Below are 16992 nucleotides of genomic sequence, written 5' to 3'. Positions count from 1 at the left end.
CATGCCGCACGCGCGCGCACCGTTTCGACCCGATGCACCGGATGCCTCGCCTCGCGCGGGCGAGCCGGGGCGCGACTTCGCGTTCACAGGCGCGGATTTCGCACGCATCCGTGCGCTGATCCACCAACGCGCGGGGATCTCGCTGTCCGAGCACAAGCGCGACATGGCGTACAGCCGTCTCGCGCGGCGGCTGCGTGCGCGCGGCCTCGACACGTTCCGCGAGTACCTCGACCTGCTCGAGCAGGAAGACGATCCGCTCGAGTGGGAAGCGTTCATCAATGCGCTGACGACGAACCTGACCGCGTTCTTCCGCGAGTCGCACCACTTCCCGATCCTGTCGGATTTCGTGAAGGGGCGGCCGGCGCCCGTGTCGGTATGGTGCTCGGCGGCGTCGACCGGCGAGGAGCCTTATTCGATCGCGATCACGCTGATCGAGGCGCTCGGCGAATCGGCGGCGCGCGGCGCGTCGATCCTCGCGACCGATCTCGACACGCAGGTGCTCGCGAAGGCGGAAGCCGGCATCTATACGTACGACCAGGTCAAGCACCTGGCGCCGGAGCGGCTGAAGCGCTTCTTCCTGAAGGGCACCGGCGCGCAGGCCGGCCGCGTGAAGGTGCGCCCCGAGCTGCGCGCGATGATCCGCTTCGAGCAACTGAACCTGACCGATGCGGACTACGGAATCGCGAAGCCGTTCGACGCGATCTTCTGCCGCAACGTGATGATTTATTTCGACAAGCCGACGCAGGGGCAGGTGCTGTCGCGCTTCGAGCCGCTCGTGAAACCGGGCGGGCTGCTGTTCGCCGGCCATTCGGAAAATTTCACGTATGTCACGCAGGCGTTCCGGCTGCGCGGGCAGACGGTGTACGAACTGACACGCGACGCCGCGCAGGGTGCGCGGCCGCGTGGCGCGCAGGCGCCCGCGGCGGCGGCGATGCCGTCGCCCGTGCGTGCGCGGGCCGCGGGCACGGCGCCCGTCTATGGAGATCGCGGATGAGCGCACTGCCGATCGCGACCAATCGCTACTTCGACAGCCACTTCGGCCGTCCGGGCGTGAAGCTGCTGCCGAACGAGTTCTACACGACGTCCGAGGACATGGTGCTGATGACCGTGCTCGGCTCGTGCGTCGCCGCGTGCCTGCACGATCCGTTCGCGGGCATCGGCGGGATGAACCACTTCATGCTGCCGGACGACGGCGCCGATCCGGGCGCGGCCGCGTCGGAGTCGATGCGCTACGGCGCGTATGCGATGGAAGTGCTGATCAACGAGCTGATCAAGGCCGGCGGGCGCCGTGAGCGCTTCGAGGCGAAGGTGTTCGGCGGCGCGGCCGTGCTGGCCGGGATGACGACGATCAACATCGGCGATCGCAACGCGGATTTCGTGCGCCGCTACCTCGCGCTCGAACGCATCCGCATCACCGCGGAAGACCTGCAGGGTGTCCACCCGCGCAAGGTCGCGTTCATGCCGAACACGGGGCGCGCGATGGTGAAGAAGCTGCGGCTGCAGGTGCCGGGCGTTACCGAACGCGAAGCCGCGCTCGCGCGCGAGGCCGATCGCGCCCGCGCCGCACGGCCGCGCGCGCATGTCGAGCTGTTCGCGGCGAAGCGGCCGGCCGCTCCGCCGCCGGCGCGACCGCGCATCGAGCTGTTCGGCGCGCGCGGCGCGACGCCGGGCGGCAGCGCGGGCAGTGCAGGCGGCGGGCGGGCGGCGAACCCGCACGTCGGGGGCCCGCATGCGGCGAACCTATCGAGAAAGCAGGAGGCATGACCGCAGTGCAGAAGATCAAAGTATTGTGCGTCGACGATTCGGCGCTGATTCGCAGCTTGATGACGGAGATCATCAACAGCCAGCCCGACATGACGGTGTGCGCGACCGCGCCCGATCCGCTCGTCGCGCGCGAGCTCATCAAGCAGCACAACCCCGACGTGCTCACGCTCGACGTCGAAATGCCGCGCATGGATGGGCTCGATTTCCTCGAGAAGCTGATGCGCCTGCGGCCGATGCCGGTCGTGATGGTGTCGTCGCTGACCGAGCGCGGCTCGGAAATCACGCTGCGCGCGCTCGAACTCGGCGCGGTGGATTTCGTCACGAAGCCGCGCGTCGGGATTCGCGACGGGATGCTCGACTACGCGGAAAAGCTCGCCGACAAGATCCGCGCGGCGTCGCGCGCGCGCGTGCGCCAGGCGCCGCAGCCGCAGGCCGCCGCGCGCACGGGGGACAGCCAGCCGGCCGCGCCGATGATCAACAATCCGCTCGTCAGTACCGAGAAGCTGATCATCATCGGCGCATCGACGGGCGGGACCGAGGCGATCCGAGAGGTGCTGACGCCGCTGCCGCCGGATGCGCCGGCCGTGCTGATCGCGCAGCATATGCCGCCCGGCTTCACGAAATCGTTCGCGCAACGGCTGAACGGCCTGTGCCGGATCGCGGTGAAGGAAGCCGAGCACGGCGAGCGCGTGCTGCCGGGGCATGCGTACATCGCGCCGGGCCATGCGCACCTGTTGCTCGCGAGAAGCGGCGCGAACTATATTGCGCAACTGTCGGACGAGCCGCCGGTGAACCGGCACCGCCCGTCGGTCGACGTGCTGTTCCGCTCGGCGGCCACGCACGCGGGCAAGAACGCGATCGGCGTGATCCTCACCGGGATGGGCCGCGACGGCGCGGCCGGCCTGCTGGAAATGAAGCGCGCGGGCGCCCACACGTTCGCGCAGGATGAAGCAAGCTGCATCGTGTTCGGGATGCCGCGCGAGGCGATCGCGCTCGGCGGCGCGGACGAGATCGTGCCGCTCGCCGAGATGAGCCGCCGCGTGATGGCGCGACTGTCGACGATGGGCGACCGCGTGCAGCGCGTTTGAATGGAATGCCACGGGGCGCGTGCCACGATACGCATCCCGACGGAAACGAATCTGGAAAGGAACGACGATGGACAAGAGCATGAAAATCCTGGTGGTGGACGATTTCCCGACGATGCGCCGGATTGTCCGCAACCTGCTCAAGGAACTGGGCTATTCGAACGTCGACGAGGCCGAGGACGGCCTGGCGGGCCTCGCGCGGCTGCGCGGCGGCGGCTACGAGTTCGTGATTTCGGACTGGAACATGCCGAACCTCGACGGCCTCGCGATGCTGAAGGAAATCCGCGCGGACGCGACGCTCACGCACCTGCCGGTGCTGATGGTCACGGCCGAGTCGAAGAAGGAGAACATCATCGCGGCCGCGCAGGCCGGCGCGAGCGGCTATGTCGTGAAACCGTTCACGGCGGCGACGCTCGACGAGAAGCTGAACAAGATCATCGACAAGATGGCGAAGACCGGGAGCTGACGTGAACGAGCCGATCCATGCCGCGCTGACCAGCGCCGGGTTCAGCGCCGACGGCCAGGCCGAAGGCGCCGATTTCGCGAGCGACCGCATCCTCGCGCGCATCGGCCACGTCACGCGCGCGCTGCGCGATTCGATGCGTGAGCTCGGGCTCGACAAGCATGTCGAGCGCGCGGCGGAAGCCGTGCCCGATGCGCGCGACCGGCTGCGCTACGTCGCGACGATGACCGAGCAGGCCGCCGTGCGCGTGCTGAACGCGATCGAGATCGCGAAGCCGATGCAGGAGCGCGTCCAGAACGAGGCCGAGGCGCTTGACGCGCGCTGGGCGCAGTGGTACGCGGCGCCGATCGAGCACGCGGAAGTGCGCGAGCTGATGGACGATACCCGCACGTTCCTGCGCACGCTGCCCGAGTCGACGTCGGCGACCAGCGCGCAACTGCTCGAGATCATGCTCGCGCAGGATTTCCAGGACCTGACCGGGCAGGTGATCAAGAAGATCATGGACATGGTCTACCTGATCGAGCAGCAGCTCCTCACCGTGCTCGTCGAGAACATCGCGCCCGAGCGGCGCGAGCAGTTCGCCGCCACCGCGGCCGCGTTCGCGGCCGAGCAGATGAGCGCGACCGGCAGCCCCGAGTCGCTGCTGAACGGCCCGCAGATCGCGCCGGAAGGCAAATCCGACGTGGTCCAGGACCAGGGGCAGGTCGACGACCTGCTCGCGAGCCTGGGCTTCTGACGCTGCCGCATCGCATCGGCGCGCCCCGTCTCGCGGGGCCGCCCGATGTGCGCGTTACGCCGTTCCCGCAACGTTTCCCCGCACTCGCCGCACCCGCGCGGTGCGTCGAATTGACACTTCGACACCCTCAGCAGGCATACTACGTGTCAGCAGCAACGTAGCGTCATTCGTACAATTCATATGTTGGCAGGCGGCGCGGGCCCGATGGCGGCGCCGCCGGCAACGAAGCCAGTCCCTTGGGGGGGAACGTGAAGCTGAAACGCTTGGGCTGGGCCGTCGCGCACGCGGCGGCTGCAATGGGTGTGCTGTGGACCGTCCACGCACACGCGGAACTGGGCGGCGCGCCGATGTCGCCGCCTGCGGACGATCAGGCCGCAATCGCGCGCACGATGCAGCGCGCGATGCGTTCGGCCGACGGCGTGCAGGCAAGCACGGCCGCCTATACCGTCCGCGAGATCACGCTCGGATCGGGCACCGTCATCCACGAATACACGTCGGCCGCCGGCAGCGTGTTCGGCCTCGCGTGGCAAGGCCCGACGATGCCGGACCTCGCGTCGCTGCTCGGCAGCTATTTCCCGCAGTACACCGCCGGCGTCCAGGCGGCGCACAAGGCGCGCGGCTGGCGCGCGCCGGTGGCCGTCGAGACGAGCGGCCTCGTGATCCGGACGGGCGGCCACATGGGCGCCTTCTCGGGCCAGGCGTGGCTGCCGGCGGCGCTGCCTGCCGGCCTAGCCGGCACCGACATCCAGTGACAGCGGGAGAGCGATCTTGAGAATTCCTCGTACATTCAAGCGCTGGCTCGGCGTGCTGGGCCTCGCGGCCGCGACGGCCGTGCTCGTGACGGCATGCGGCGGCGGCGATGGCGGCGGCGGCAGCAGCTCGGGCAGCAACGGTAACAACGGTTCGGGCGGATCGGACGGCAATAGCGGGAATACCGCCGTCATCACGGTCGGCACCGGCGTCGCCAACGTGATCAACATCCCGACCGTCAGCGTGAAGGTCTGCGCGCCGGGCACGTCGAACTGCCAGGTGGTCGGCAACGTGCTGGTCGATACCGCGTCCTACGGGCTGCGGCTCGTCGGCAGCGCGGTGTCGGGCGTGCTCGGCAACCTGCCGCAGGTGACGAGCGGCGGCGCGCCGGTCGCCGAGTGCGGCAAGTTCGTGTCGAGCTACACGTGGGGTTCGGTGCGTACGGTCGACCTGTCGATCGGCACCGAGCGGGCGAGCTCGCTGCCCGTGCAGATCATCGGCGACCTCGGCACGACGAACGTGCCGAGCTCGTGCACGAACGGCGGCGCGTCGGCCAACTCGGCGAGCGCGCTCGGCGCGAACGGGATCCTCGGCATCGGGCCGGCGCCGGTCGACTGCGGCACGACCTGCGCGACGTCGACGTCGTCGAGCAACAACTACTACGCGTGCCCGAACGGCGACAACGCGAGCTGCACGGTCGCACTCGTGCCGGTCGCGCAGCAGGTGGCCAACCCGGTTCATCGTTTCGCCGACAGCAGCGGGGTGAGCGTGCAGATGCCGGCCATCTCGAGTAACGGGCAGGCTAGCGCGACCGGGACGCTGACGTTCGGTCTGCCCGACCTGACCGGGAAGACCGTGTTGACGTCGACCACGACGGGCGACGTCAGCGCGACGTTCGTCGGGCGCAACGTGACCGCGTTCTTCGATACGGGTTCGAACGCGTATTTCTTCAACGATTCGGCGCAGACGGTCTGCTCGAAGAACACGGAGTTCTACTGCCCGGCGTCCACGACCACCTATACGGCGACGCTGAGCGGCCAGAACGGCACGACCGGCACCGTGTCGATGCCGGTCGCGAACGCGGATTCGCTGTTCTCGAACTCGTCGACGTTCGCGTTCAACGACATCGCAGGCCCGTTCGGTTCGTCCAGCTGGCTCGACATCGGCATGCCGCACTTCTACGGCAAGACGATCTACTTCGGGATGGACAAGACCGCGAGCGGCGGCGCGCAGCCTTTCGTCGCGTTCTGACGCGGCACGGCCGCACGCAGGAAAGAGGGGGGCGAGTGATCGCCCCCTTTTTTATCCGGCGGCCGCGCGCGTCCTACGGACCGGATTGCCGCCGTGCGCGGGCGCAGCGCCTACGATGTAAGACCGGCACCGGCACCGGCACCGGTGCCGGCACGACATCGAGGAGACAGCGCCATGAATCCGCGCATACAACGCATCACGCCGTTCCTGTGGTTCGACCGCGACGCCGAGGCGGCCGCCGGTTTCTACGTGTCGGTGTTCGACGACGCGCGCATCGTGCACGTCGCGCGCTACGGCAAGGCCGGCGCGCACGCATCCGGAAGCGCGGAGGGCGCGGTGATGACCGTCGCGTTCGAGCTCGACGGGCAGGCGTTCGTCGCGCTGAACGGCGGCCCCGTGTTCCAGATGACGCCGGCCGTGTCGTTCGTCGTCAACTGCCGCGACCAGGACGAGATCGACCGCTACTGGGCGCGCCTGTCCGAAGGCGGCGACGAGCGCGCGCAGCAGTGCGGCTGGCTGCGCGACCGCTTCGGCGTGTCGTGGCAGGTCGTGCCCGTGCAGATGGCGGAACTGATGACCGGCGACCCGGCACGCGCCGAGCGCGTGATGGCGCAGGTGATGACGATGAAGAAGCTCGATCTCGGCGCGCTGCAGCGGGCGGCGGCCGGCTAGCCCGGTGGGCGTCCGGCGCCGCGTCCCGACGTCGTATGGTCGAGGAAGCGGTGGCCGGGCCCGTACGCGGTGCTGTCGAACCGCGCGGCGTCGGCCGGGGCGACCAGGCGCCCGCCGGCATCGGCCGACAGCGATTCGATCTCGACGACCGGCACGCACCAGGCCGCGCGAGCGCGTTCCGACGGTTCGCCGTGTGCGCCGAAACAGCGGAATGCGAAGCTCGCGGGGACATCCTGCGCGCGCCAGGTTTGCGTCGACCCGTTCCACGCGATCCGCACGGCGATCGTGCCGGGGTGCGGCGCGTCCGGCGCCTGCGTACCGGGCGGCAGGTCCGGCGCGCCCGCGCAGCCGGCGGCCAGTGCGCACGCGAGCGACAGCAGCGCAACGAGCGGGTGACGGAGCATGGTGCAATTCATGTGGGATCGGCAATGGCGAGGGGTAACGCGACTGATGCGCCGGCGTATTTCCGGCCGGACGGTTAATCGAATGCCGTGCGCTCGTACCGATTATGGATCATGTGCGCTTTCATTCGGTTGTAATCAAATGCTGGATTATCGAAGGCTGTAGTTTCTGTCAGGTCTTCAAGAATATTAAAATGACGCGGCATGCAAATAAGGGGCGTGGAAATACGCTATCGCAGCTGTTCCTGCGCCGCGTCGGAACGCGATGCAGCCGCGTTTGCGTGCCGACCGGCTTGCGAAAAGAGATGGAATCCACCGACATTCAAACATATAATTCCGGCGTTGTTTCCGGGGTGCCAATATAAAACAGGAGGGTAATAAGATGAATTTTTCCGAAGCCGTTCGTACCGTACTCAATAAATATGCGACATTCGAAGGCCGTGCGCGTCGTGCCGAATACTGGTATTTCGCGCTGCTGAGCTGCGTCCTGTCGGTCGCCGCCCAGATCATCGGCGCGGCGGGCCGCGATGCGGGCCTGATCACGCTGCTGCTGCTCGGCGTGATCTTCCTGGTTTCGCTCGCGCTGATCATTCCGGGCATCGCGGTCAGCGTCCGCCGCCTGCACGATACGGGCCGCTCGGGCTGGTTCCTGCTGATCGGGCTGATTCCGATCGTCGGCGGCATCCTGCTGCTCGTGTGGATGTGCACGCGCGGCACCGAAGGCCCGAACCGCTTCGGCGCGGATCCGGTCCTGGCGGTCTGACCGACGCCTGCCCCGACGCGCGACGCCGTCGCGTCGGGGCCTGATTTCCCCGTTGTTTCCGTTTTTCCCGCTTCGCCCGCTTTCCCCGCTTCCCCATCTCACCGTCTCCGCGCTTCACGCCGTCGCCGCCCCGTCCGGGATCGACGCTGCGCCGTTCCGCCGACCGGCACGTTTTTCCGCCGCGCCGCGCACCGTTCCGCCCCCGTTCCAGCCCCGTTCGCACCGGCTCGCCCGATTCCCCGAAATACCCCCCTTTCCCGGCTTTGCTCGACCGATCGGCGTTTGACGCCTCCGTGAATAATCGGTGTCACTGGAAAGCGGCATTCCGCCGTACCCGACTGGAGGCCCCGTGGCAGACGAGAGCGATCTCGACAAGACCGAAGCCGCCACTCCGAGACGCCGCGAGAAGGCGCGCGAGGAGGGGCAGGTCGCGCGTTCGCGCGAACTGGCTTCGTTCGCGCTGCTCGCAGCCGGGTTCTACGGCGCATGGCTGGTCGCGGGCCCGTCGGGCGCACATCTGCAGGCGATGCTGCGCGGCGCGTTCACGTTCGATCGCGCGACGGCATTCGACACGAACCGGATGCTGTCGGCGGCCGGCAGCGCGAGCCTCGAAGGCTTCACCGCGCTGCTGCCGATCCTCGCGCTCACCGGCCTCGCCGCGCTGCTCGCGCCGATGGCGCTCGGCGGCTGGCTGATCTCGCAGAAGACGTTCGAACTGAAGTTCGACCGCCTGAACCCGATCTCGGGCCTCGGCCGGATCTTCTCGATCCAGGGGCCGATCCAGCTCGGGATGTCGCTCGCGAAGACGCTGGTCGTCGGCGGGATCGGCGGCATCGCGATCTGGCGCAGCAAGGACGAACTGCTCGGCCTCGCGATGCAGCCGCTCGGCGTGGCGCTCCCCGATGCGCTGCACCTGGTCGCCGTGTGCTGCGGCACGACGGTCGCCGGTATGCTGGTGGTTGCCGCGCTCGATGTGCCTTACCAAATCTGGCAGTACAACAAGAAGTTGCGCATGACGAAGGACGAAGTGAAGCGCGAGCACCGCGAGAACGAAGGCGATCCGCACGTGAAGGGGCGGATCCGCCAGCAGCAGCGCGCGATCGCGCGCCGCCGGATGATGGCGGCCGTGCCGAAGGCCGACGTGGTCGTCACGAACCCGACGCACTTCGCCGTCGCGCTGCAATACACGGACGGCGAGATGCGCGCGCCGAAGGTCGTCGCGAAGGGCGTGAACCTCGTCGCCGTGCGCATCCGCGAACTCGCGGCCGAACACAACGTGCCGCTGCTCGAAGCGCCGCCGCTCGCGCGTGCGCTGTATCACAACGTCGAACTCGAGCGCGAGATTCCCGGCCCGCTGTACGGGGCCGTCGCCGAAGTGCTCGCGTGGGTCTACCAGCTCAAGCGCTTCCGCTCGGAAGGCGGCGCGTTCCCCGCGGTGCCGGTCGATCTGGACGTGCCGGCCGAACTCGACAAGGGTACGTCGGTATCGGCCGACGACGAACGCGACGAAGCCGAAGACACGCTCGGCAACGGAGGAGTGGCATGAGCACCCCGACCGGCCTGCTCGCGAAGCGCTCGAACCCGTTCGCGGGCACCAACCTGCGCGCGCTCGCGGGCCCGATCCTCATCTGCATGATCCTGGGGATGATGATCCTGCCGCTGCCGCCGCTGCTGCTGGATCTGCTGTTCACGTTCAACATCGCGCTGTCGGTGATGGTGCTGCTCGTGAGCATGTACACGATGAAGCCGCTCGACTTCGCGGCGTTCCCGAGCGTGCTGCTGTTCTCGACGCTGCTGCGCCTGTCGCTGAACGTCGCGTCGACGCGCGTCGTGCTGCTCGAGGGCCACACGGGCCCCGACGCGGCCGGCCAGGTGATCGAGGCGTTCGGCCACTTCCTCGTCGGCGGCAACTTCGCGGTCGGCATCATCGTGTTCGTGATCCTGATGATCATCAACTTCATGGTGATCACGAAGGGCGCGGGGCGGATCGCCGAAGTGTCCGCGCGCTTCACGCTCGATGCGATGCCCGGCAAGCAGATGGCGATCGACGCCGACCTGAACGCGGGCCTCGTCAACGAGGAACAGGCGCGCAAGCGCCGCCTGGCCGTGTCGCAGGAAGCCGAGTTCTACGGGTCGATGGACGGCGCGTCGAAGTTCGTGCGCGGCGACGCGATCGCCGGCCTGATCATCATGGCGATCAACGTGATCGGCGGGCTGATCGTCGGGATGGTCCAGCACGACATGAGCTTCGCGGCGGCCGGCACGAACTACACGCTGCTGACGATCGGCGATGGCCTCGTCGCGCAGATCCCGTCGCTCGTGATCTCGACCGCGGCCGGCGTGATCGTATCGCGCGTCGCGACCGACGAGGACATCGGCACGCAGATCACCGGCCAGCTGTTCACGAACCCGCGCGTGCTGATGATCACCGGCGTGATCATCGTGCTGATGGGGCTGATCCCCGGGATGCCGCACTTCGCGTTTCTCGGGCTCGGCGGCGGCGCGATCTGGCTGGCCCGCACGCAGACGAAGCGCGCGGCGGCCCGCAAGGCGGCCGGCGACGTGACCGACATCGCGCCGCCCGCCGTGCTGCCGTCCGACAGCCACGAGGCGACCTGGGACGACGTGCAGCTGATCGACCCGCTCGGGCTGGAAGTCGGCTACCGGCTGATCCCGCTCGTCGACAAGAACAGCGACGGCGAACTGCTCAAGCGCATCAAGAGCATCCGCAAGAAATTCGCGCAGGAAATCGGCTTCCTGCCGCCGGTGATCCATATCCGCGACAACCTCGAGCTGCGGCCGAACGCGTACCGGATCGCGCTGAAGGGCGTCGAGATCGGCGTCGGCGAAGTATTCCCGGGCCAGTGGCTCGCGATCAACCCCGGCCAGGTGACGGCCGCGCTGCCGGGCGCCGTCACGCAGGATCCCGCGTTCGGGCTGCCGGCCGTGTGGATCGACGTCGCGCTGCGCGAGCAGGCGCAGGTGTACGGCTACACGGTGGTCGACGCGAGCACGGTCGTCGCGACGCACCTGAACCATCTCGTCGTCCAGCACGCGGCCGAGCTGCTCGGCCGCCAGGAAGTGCAGGCGCTCGTCGAGCGCACCGGCAAGGACGCGCCGTCGCTCGTCGAGGACCTCGTGCCGAAGACGATCTCGCTGACGACGCTGCAGAAGGTGCTGCAGAACCTGCTTGAGGAAGGCGTGCCGATCCGCGACATGCGCACGATCCTCGAGGCCGTGTCCGAACATGCGGGCCGCGGCGACGCGTTCGAGATCACGGCCGCGGTGCGGCTCTCGCTCGGCCGCGCGATCACGCAGCAGTGGTATCCGGGCGCGGGCGAGATGCAGGTGATGGGCCTCGACTCGAATCTCGAGCGCGTGCTGTCGCAGGCGCTCGCCACCGGCGCGAATCCGGGCCTCGAACCCGGCCTCGCACACAACCTTCTGACCGGCACGCAGCAAGCGATGCTGCGTCAACAGAATCTCGGGCTGCCGCCCGTGCTGCTCGTGCAGCACGCGCTGCGCGCGATGCTCGCGCGTTTCCTGCGCCGCAGCCTGCCGCAATTGAAAGTGCTGTCGTATGCCGAAGTGCCGGACACACGCACGATCAAAGTCGTTAACGTCATCGGGGGTTCCGCTTGAACATTCGCAAATTTACCGGCGCAACGAGCCGCGACGCACTTCGTCTCGTGCGCGAGGCGCTCGGCGCGGACGCGGTCGTGCTGTCGAACCGCGCGCTCGATGACGGCAGCGTCGAAATCGTGGCCCTTGCCGATTCGGACCTGGCCGCGGTGACGCCGCCGGCCGCGCGGCCGCGGAGTGCCGCGCCGCGCCTGCCGGAATCCGTGCCGGCCGCCGCGGTGCCGGGCATCGTGGCCCGCCCGGGCGCCGCGCCGGCGCGTCCGGTCGCCAATCCGTATGCGGCGGGCGATGGCGGGCTGCCGGACGTGTTCTCGTCCGTGTTCGGCGCAAGCGCCGATGCGGAGGCGGCGCATCCTGCGGCGATCGACGCGGACGCGCCGGTAGCGGTATCGCCGTCGATTGCGACACCCGCCGCCGGTACGCCGGCCGCCGCCTCCGAACCCGCGCCGTGGCTGGTCGAGCACGCAAAGCGCCTGACGCAGCAGCGCGACGCGCTGGTCGCACGCGCGCAGGCGGCGCCCGCCGCGCCGCAGGCGAGCGCGCCTGCCCCGCAGGCCGCCGTGAGCGCGACGCCGCCCGACTGGGCGCGCGACATCGTGCGCGACGCCGAACGCCGGATCCCGGCGGCCGCCGCCCGCGCGCCCGACGCAAGCGCCGCGCCTGCTGCGAAGGCGGCCGAGCGCACGCGCCTGTCCGCCGACACGGCCGCTGCGGTGGCCGATGCGGTGAAGTCGCGCATCGAGCGGATCGTCAACGATACGGTGATGCACGAGCTCGGCGAGCTGCGCGGGATGATGGAAGAGCAGTTCGACAACCTGATGTGGCATGACCGCCAGCGTCGCAGCGCCGTGCATGGCGCGCTGACGAAGCACCTGTTCGCGGCCGGCTTTTCCGCGCAGCTCGTGCGGATGCTGGTCGACAACCTGCCGTCCGGCGACGGCGCGCAGACCTTCGAACAGGCCGCCGAATGGGCGCAGTCGGTGCTCGCGGCGAACCTGCCGGTGCTCGACAGCGAGGACGCGCTGATGGAGCGCGGCGGCGTGTTCGCGCTGATGGGGCCGACGGGCGTCGGCAAGACGACCACCACCGCAAAGCTGGCCGCGCGTTGCGTGATGCGCTTCGGCGCGAGCAAGGTCGCGCTGCTGACCACCGACAGCTACCGGATCGGCGGCCACGAGCAGCTGCGCATCTTCGGCAAGATCCTCGGCGTGCCCGTGCACGCGGTGAAGGATGGGGGCGATCTCGCGCTCGCGCTGTCCGAGCTGCGCAACAAGCACATCGTGCTGATCGACACGATCGGCATGAGCCAGCGCGACCGCGCGGTGTCCGACCAGATCGCGATGCTGCACGGCGCGAATGCGCAGGTGCAGCGCCTGCTGCTGCTCAACGCGACGAGCCATGGCGACACGCTCAACGAAGTCGTGCAGGCGTACCGCAGCGCGGGCGAGCATCCGCAGGCGGGATCCGCGGATCTCGCCGGCTGCATCCTGACGAAGCTCGACGAGGCGACTCACCTCGGCGGCGTGCTCGACACGGTGATCCGCTACAAGCTGCCGGTCCACTACGTGTCGACCGGCCAGAAGGTGCCGGAGAACCTGTACGTCGCATCGACCAAATTCCTGCTGAAGAGCGCGTTCTGTGTACCGCGCGACGGCTCGCCCTTCGTGCCGCAAGACGAGGACATGCCGACGCTGCTTTCCGCACTGACCGCACGTTCCACCGCCGAGCTGCACGAGGTGCGATTTGGATAAGCGAATCATCGATCAGGCCGAAGGACTTCGGCGCCTGCTGGCCGGGCGCGCGTCGCGCATCGTCGCGGTGACGGGCGGGCCGGCGGGTGTCGGCTGCACGTCCACCATCGTGAACCTGGCGGCGGCGCTCGCGTCGCTCGGCAAGGATGTGCTCGTCGTCGACGAGCGCGCCGACGTGCAATCGGCCAGCGCGACCCTCGCGGGCGCGTGGCTGCGCGACGGCGAGCGCACGCGGGTGGCCGCCGGGTTCGGCCTGTGCGCGGCCGCGCGGCTCGCGCGCGCCGGCTACAGCGACGCGCAACTGAGCGACTTCATCGACGGCCCGGCCGACATCGTGCTCGTCGACGCGCAGCTCGGCGCCGACGGATCGTTCTCGGCGCTCGCGCGCGAAGCGCACGACGTGCTGGTCGTCACGCGGGTCGCCGCGCAGGCGATCACCGAGGCGTATGCGTGCATGAAGCGGCTGCATTTCGCGCACGCGTTCGCGCAGTTCCGCGTGCTGACCAATCACGTCGGCAGCCACGCGGACGCGAAGACGGCCTTCGACAACCTCGCGGGCGTCGCGAGCCGCTACCTGACCGTGTCGATCGCCGACGCGGGCTGCGTGAGCGCCGATCCGCTGGTCGAGCACGCACGCGAACTGGGGCGCGCCGGGGTCGACGCGTTCCCGTCGTCGGGTGCCGCGCGCGACTACCGGCAGATTGCCGCCGACCTGCTGTACTGGCCGATGCGCCCGAGTTCGGGTGCGGGCCGCGCCGTCCATGCGGGCGGCAAGCCGTCGTATGAGGCGGGCGCGGCACACGCCGCGTGAACGCCACCGGAAGGAGAGAGCCATGATGTACAACGCTCAAGGAAAGATGTCCCAGGCCGACGTGCTCGCGCAATATGCGCCGCTCGTGCGTCGCCTCGGGCTGCAGCTCGTCGCGAAGATGCCGGCGAGCGTCGACCTCGACGACCTGATCCAGGCCGGCATGATCGGGCTGATGGACGCGGCCGGCCGCTACAAGGAAGACCAGGGCGCGCAGTTCGAGACCTACGCGACGCAGCGCATCCGCGGCGCGATGCTCGACGAGCTGCGCAGCAACGACTGGCTGCCGCGCAGCCTGCGCAAGACGTCGCGCGAGGTCGAGCACGCGGTGCACCAGGTCGAGCAGCATCTCGGCCGCTCGGCGAGCGAGACCGAGATCGCGCAGCACCTGAACATGCCGCTCGACGAATACCAGGGGATGCTGCAGGACCTGCACGGCAGCCAGCTCATCTACTACGAGGATTTCGACCGCGCGGCCGACGACGAGCCGTTCCTCGACCGCTATCGCGTCGATCACGCCGATCCGCTGTCGGCGCTGCTCGACGAACACCTGCGCGAGGCGCTCGTCGAGGCGATCGAGCGGCTGCCGGAGCGCGAGAAGCTGCTGATGTCGCTGTACTACGAACGGGGTCTGAATCTGCGCGAGATCGGCGCGGTGCTCGAAGTGAGCGAATCGCGCGTGTGCCAGTTGCACAGCCAGGCCGTCGCACGGCTGCGCGCGCGGCTGCGCGAGCAGGCGTGGGTCGGCGCGGAGTCCTGACCCTTTCCCGACGGCAACGCGCGCCGACGCCGCGCGTGTGCGCCGCTTGCGCATTTCGCGCGCCGATTTGCTACAATCCCCTCCGTTTTCCGAGGAGCGTTGCGACGGGCCATTCTGGGCCTGCCAGGCTCGGAAGGCTTCACCAAGCAGCCGTGCGGCGAATTCGCGCCGGCCCCGCTTCCTGAACGGCGCTCACGTCACCAATCTAGAAACTTTTTAGAAAGGAGGGCGTGATGAACGCCATTATCGATTCCCAGGCTTCCAAGGATTACGTCGTCGCCGACATGGCGCTGGCCGGCTGGGGCCGCAAGGAACTGAACATCGCCGAGACCGAAATGCCGGGCCTCGTGCAGATCCGCGACGAATACAAGGCGCAGCAGCCGCTGAAGGGTGCGCGCATTGCCGGTTCGCTGCACATGACGATCCAGACGGGCGTGCTGATCGAGACGCTGAAGGCGCTCGGCGCGGACGTCCGCTGGGCCTCGTGCAACATCTTCTCGACGCAGGACCACGCGGCTGCCGCGATCGTCGAAGCCGGCACGCCGGTGTTCGCGTTCAAGGGCGAGTCGCTCGACGAATACTGGGAGTTCTCGCACCGCATCTTCGAATGGCCGAACGGCGAATTCGCGAACATGATCCTGGACGACGGCGGCGATGCAACGCTGCTGCTGATCCTCGGCGCGAAGGCCGAGAAGGACCGTTCGGTGATCGCGAAGCCGACCAACGAGGAAGAAGTCGCGCTGTACAAGTCGATCGCGAAGCACCTCGACATCGACGCGACCTGGTACTCGACGCGCCTCGCGCACATCAAGGGCGTGACCGAGGAAACCACGACCGGCGTGCACCGCCTGTACCAGATGGAAAAGGACGGCCGCCTGCCGTTCCCGGCGTTCAACGTGAACGATTCGGTCACGAAGTCGAAGTTCGACAACCTGTACGGCTGCCGTGAGTCGCTCGTCGACGGCATCAAGCGCGCGACCGACGTGATGATCGCGGGCAAGGTCGCGGTCGTCGCGGGCTACGGCGATGTGGGCAAGGGCTGCGCGCAGTCGCTGCGCGGCCTCGGCGCGACCGTGTGGGTCACCGAAATCGATCCGATCTGCGCGCTGCAGGCGGCGATGGAAGGCTACCGCGTCGTGACGATGGAATACGCGGCCGACAAGGCCGACATCTTCGTGACGGCCACCGGCAACTTCCACGTGATCGGCCACGACCACATGAAGGCGATGCGCCACAACGCGATCGTCTGCAACATCGGTCACTTCGACTCGGAAATCGACGTCGCGTCGACCCGCCAGTACGAGTGGGAAAACATCAAGCCGCAGGTCGACCACATCGTCTTCCCGGACGGCAAGCGCGTGATCCTGCTGGCGGAAGGCCGCCTCGTGAACCTCGGCTGCGCGACCGGCCACCCGTCGTTCGTGATGTCGAACTCGTTCGCGAACCAGACGCTCGCGCAGATCGAGCTGTTCGTGCGCGGCGGCGAGTACGAGAACAAGGTGTACGTGCTGCCGAAGCATCTCGATGAAAAGGTGGCGCGCCTGCATCTGGCCCGCATCGGCGCGAACCTGTCCGTGCTGTCGGACGAGCAGGCTTCGTACATCGGCGTGCAGAAGGACGGCCCGTTCAAGCCGAACCACTACCGCTACTGATGCGCCGCCGCCGCGCCGTGCGCGCCCCGCTGCGGGGCACACGGCGCGGCGCCGGCCCGCTGCGCCGCGCCTTCGGGCTCGCGCGGCGGCCGGCGTCGGCCATTGATCATACCGATCGACCACCGAACCGGAGCACTCCATGAGCGTCATCCTCACCTGGGTCATCAATGCGCTCGCGCTGCTGATCATCACGTACCTCGTGCCGTCGATCCACATCAAGAGCTTCGGCACCGCGCTGATCATCGCGGTCGTGCTCGGCCTGATCAACACGGTGATCCGCCCGGTGCTGATCCTGCTGACGCTGCCCGTCACGATCGTCACGCTCGGGGTGTTCATCCTCGTCGTGAACGCGCTGTGCTTCTGGTTCGCGTCGTCGCTGCTGAAGGGCTTCGAGGTGTCGGGATTCTGGTCCGCGTTCTTCGGTTCGATCCTGTACAGCATCGTGTCGTGGCTGCTGTCCGCCCTGATCTTCGGTCAGCGCGACATCGGCTGAG

The 16992-nt window shown here is 68.4% G+C and carries 17 protein-coding genes and 1 riboswitch; of the genes, 16 read left to right on the top strand and 1 reads right to left on the bottom strand.

All coding sequences use genetic code 11. The features are described 5' to 3' along the window. Position 1: 1 nt before the first annotated feature. The 8 genes from BFF94_RS21535 (at position 2) to BFF94_RS21500 (ending at position 6721) form a co-directional block, all read left to right on the top strand. Positions 2-994 (top strand): CheR family methyltransferase, encoded by a 993-nt coding sequence (locus tag BFF94_RS21535; RefSeq protein ID WP_219139808.1) that lies wholly within the window; start codon positions 2-4, stop codon positions 992-994. Beyond that, positions 991-1764 (top strand): chemoreceptor glutamine deamidase CheD, encoded by a 774-nt coding sequence (gene cheD / locus BFF94_RS21530; RefSeq protein WP_219139807.1) that lies wholly within the window; start codon positions 991-993, stop codon positions 1762-1764. The genes BFF94_RS21535 and cheD overlap by 4 nt, the downstream gene beginning before the upstream one ends. Then, positions 1761-2852, top strand: coding sequence for a protein-glutamate methylesterase/protein-glutamine glutaminase (locus BFF94_RS21525; RefSeq protein ID WP_219139806.1), 1092 nt, complete (start codon positions 1761-1763; stop codon positions 2850-2852). Before cheD ends, BFF94_RS21525 begins: the two co-directional genes overlap by 4 nt. A gap of 67 nt (positions 2853-2919) precedes the next feature. Next, positions 2920-3315 carry a chemotaxis response regulator CheY gene (cheY, locus tag BFF94_RS21520; protein ID WP_128843665.1) on the top strand — a complete coding sequence of 132 codons (396 nt, stop codon included), beginning with the start codon at positions 2920-2922 and terminating at the stop codon, positions 3313-3315. Position 3316: 1 nt separating this feature from the next. Further along, entirely contained in the window at positions 3317-4048 is a 732-nt protein-coding gene (gene cheZ, locus BFF94_RS21515; RefSeq protein ID WP_128843666.1) for a protein phosphatase CheZ, read from the top strand. A 248-nt stretch (positions 4049-4296) separates the two neighbouring features. Further along, positions 4297-4800: a DUF2844 domain-containing protein gene (locus tag BFF94_RS21510; protein WP_219139805.1), complete on the top strand. Its 504-nt coding sequence runs from the start codon at positions 4297-4299 to the stop codon at positions 4798-4800. 16 nt (positions 4801-4816) lie between these two features. Next, a complete protein-coding gene (locus BFF94_RS21505) occupies positions 4817-6049 on the top strand; it encodes a DUF3443 family protein (protein WP_219139804.1) in 1233 nt (410 codons plus the stop codon). Positions 6050-6223: 174 nt separating this feature from the next. Beyond that, positions 6224-6721: a VOC family protein gene (locus tag BFF94_RS21500; protein WP_128843668.1), complete on the top strand. Its 498-nt coding sequence runs from the start codon at positions 6224-6226 to the stop codon at positions 6719-6721. Here BFF94_RS21500 and BFF94_RS21495 read toward each other — a convergent pair. Further along, positions 6718-7125, bottom strand: coding sequence for a hypothetical protein (locus tag BFF94_RS21495; protein ID WP_219139803.1), 408 nt, complete (start codon positions 7123-7125; stop codon positions 6718-6720). The genes BFF94_RS21500 and BFF94_RS21495 overlap by 4 nt on opposite strands. A gap of 379 nt (positions 7126-7504) precedes the next feature. Between BFF94_RS21495 and BFF94_RS21490 the strand changes: the two genes are divergently transcribed. The 8 genes from BFF94_RS21490 (at position 7505) to BFF94_RS21455 (ending at position 16991) form a co-directional block, all read left to right on the top strand. Then, entirely contained in the window at positions 7505-7885 is a 381-nt protein-coding gene (locus BFF94_RS21490; RefSeq protein ID WP_128843670.1) for a DUF805 domain-containing protein, read from the top strand. A 349-nt stretch (positions 7886-8234) separates the two neighbouring features. Continuing rightward, positions 8235-9431 (top strand): flagellar biosynthesis protein FlhB, encoded by a 1197-nt coding sequence (gene flhB, locus BFF94_RS21485; RefSeq protein WP_128843671.1) that lies wholly within the window; start codon positions 8235-8237, stop codon positions 9429-9431. Beyond that, complete coding sequence (flhA, locus tag BFF94_RS21480) at positions 9428-11527, top strand: flagellar biosynthesis protein FlhA (RefSeq protein ID WP_128843672.1); 2100 nt, start codon at positions 9428-9430, stop codon at positions 11525-11527. The genes flhB and flhA overlap by 4 nt, the downstream gene beginning before the upstream one ends. Continuing rightward, positions 11524-13278 (top strand): flagellar biosynthesis GTPase FlhF, encoded by a 1755-nt coding sequence (flhF, locus tag BFF94_RS21475; protein WP_219139802.1) that lies wholly within the window; start codon positions 11524-11526, stop codon positions 13276-13278. Before flhA ends, flhF begins: the two co-directional genes overlap by 4 nt. After that, the gene (locus tag BFF94_RS21470; protein ID WP_219139801.1) at positions 13271-14089 is read left to right on the top strand and encodes a MinD/ParA family ATP-binding protein; all 819 of its coding nucleotides are present in this window, start codon (positions 13271-13273) and stop codon (positions 14087-14089) included. Before flhF ends, BFF94_RS21470 begins: the two co-directional genes overlap by 8 nt. A 22-nt stretch (positions 14090-14111) precedes the next feature. Beyond that, complete coding sequence (locus tag BFF94_RS21465) at positions 14112-14846, top strand: RNA polymerase sigma factor FliA (protein ID WP_006484033.1); 735 nt, start codon at positions 14112-14114, stop codon at positions 14844-14846. A gap of 85 nt (positions 14847-14931) precedes the next feature. Then, a riboswitch (S-adenosyl-L-homocysteine riboswitch) is annotated at positions 14932-15047 on the top strand. Between the two features lie 32 nt (positions 15048-15079). Then, positions 15080-16498, top strand: a complete 1419-nt coding sequence (ahcY, locus tag BFF94_RS21460) for an adenosylhomocysteinase (RefSeq protein WP_128848247.1) — start codon at positions 15080-15082, stop codon at positions 16496-16498. Positions 16499-16637: 139 nt separating this feature from the next. After that, positions 16638-16991: a phage holin family protein gene (locus BFF94_RS21455; RefSeq protein WP_006477367.1), complete on the top strand. Its 354-nt coding sequence runs from the start codon at positions 16638-16640 to the stop codon at positions 16989-16991. Position 16992: the final 1 nt, after the last annotated feature.

This window comes from Burkholderia catarinensis (genome assembly GCF_001883705.2).
In the GTDB taxonomy this organism is placed as follows: domain Bacteria; phylum Pseudomonadota; class Gammaproteobacteria; order Burkholderiales; family Burkholderiaceae; genus Burkholderia; species Burkholderia catarinensis.
The sequence above is the reverse complement of the archived record's forward strand: the minus strand, read 5'-3'. Positions and strand labels throughout refer to the sequence as shown.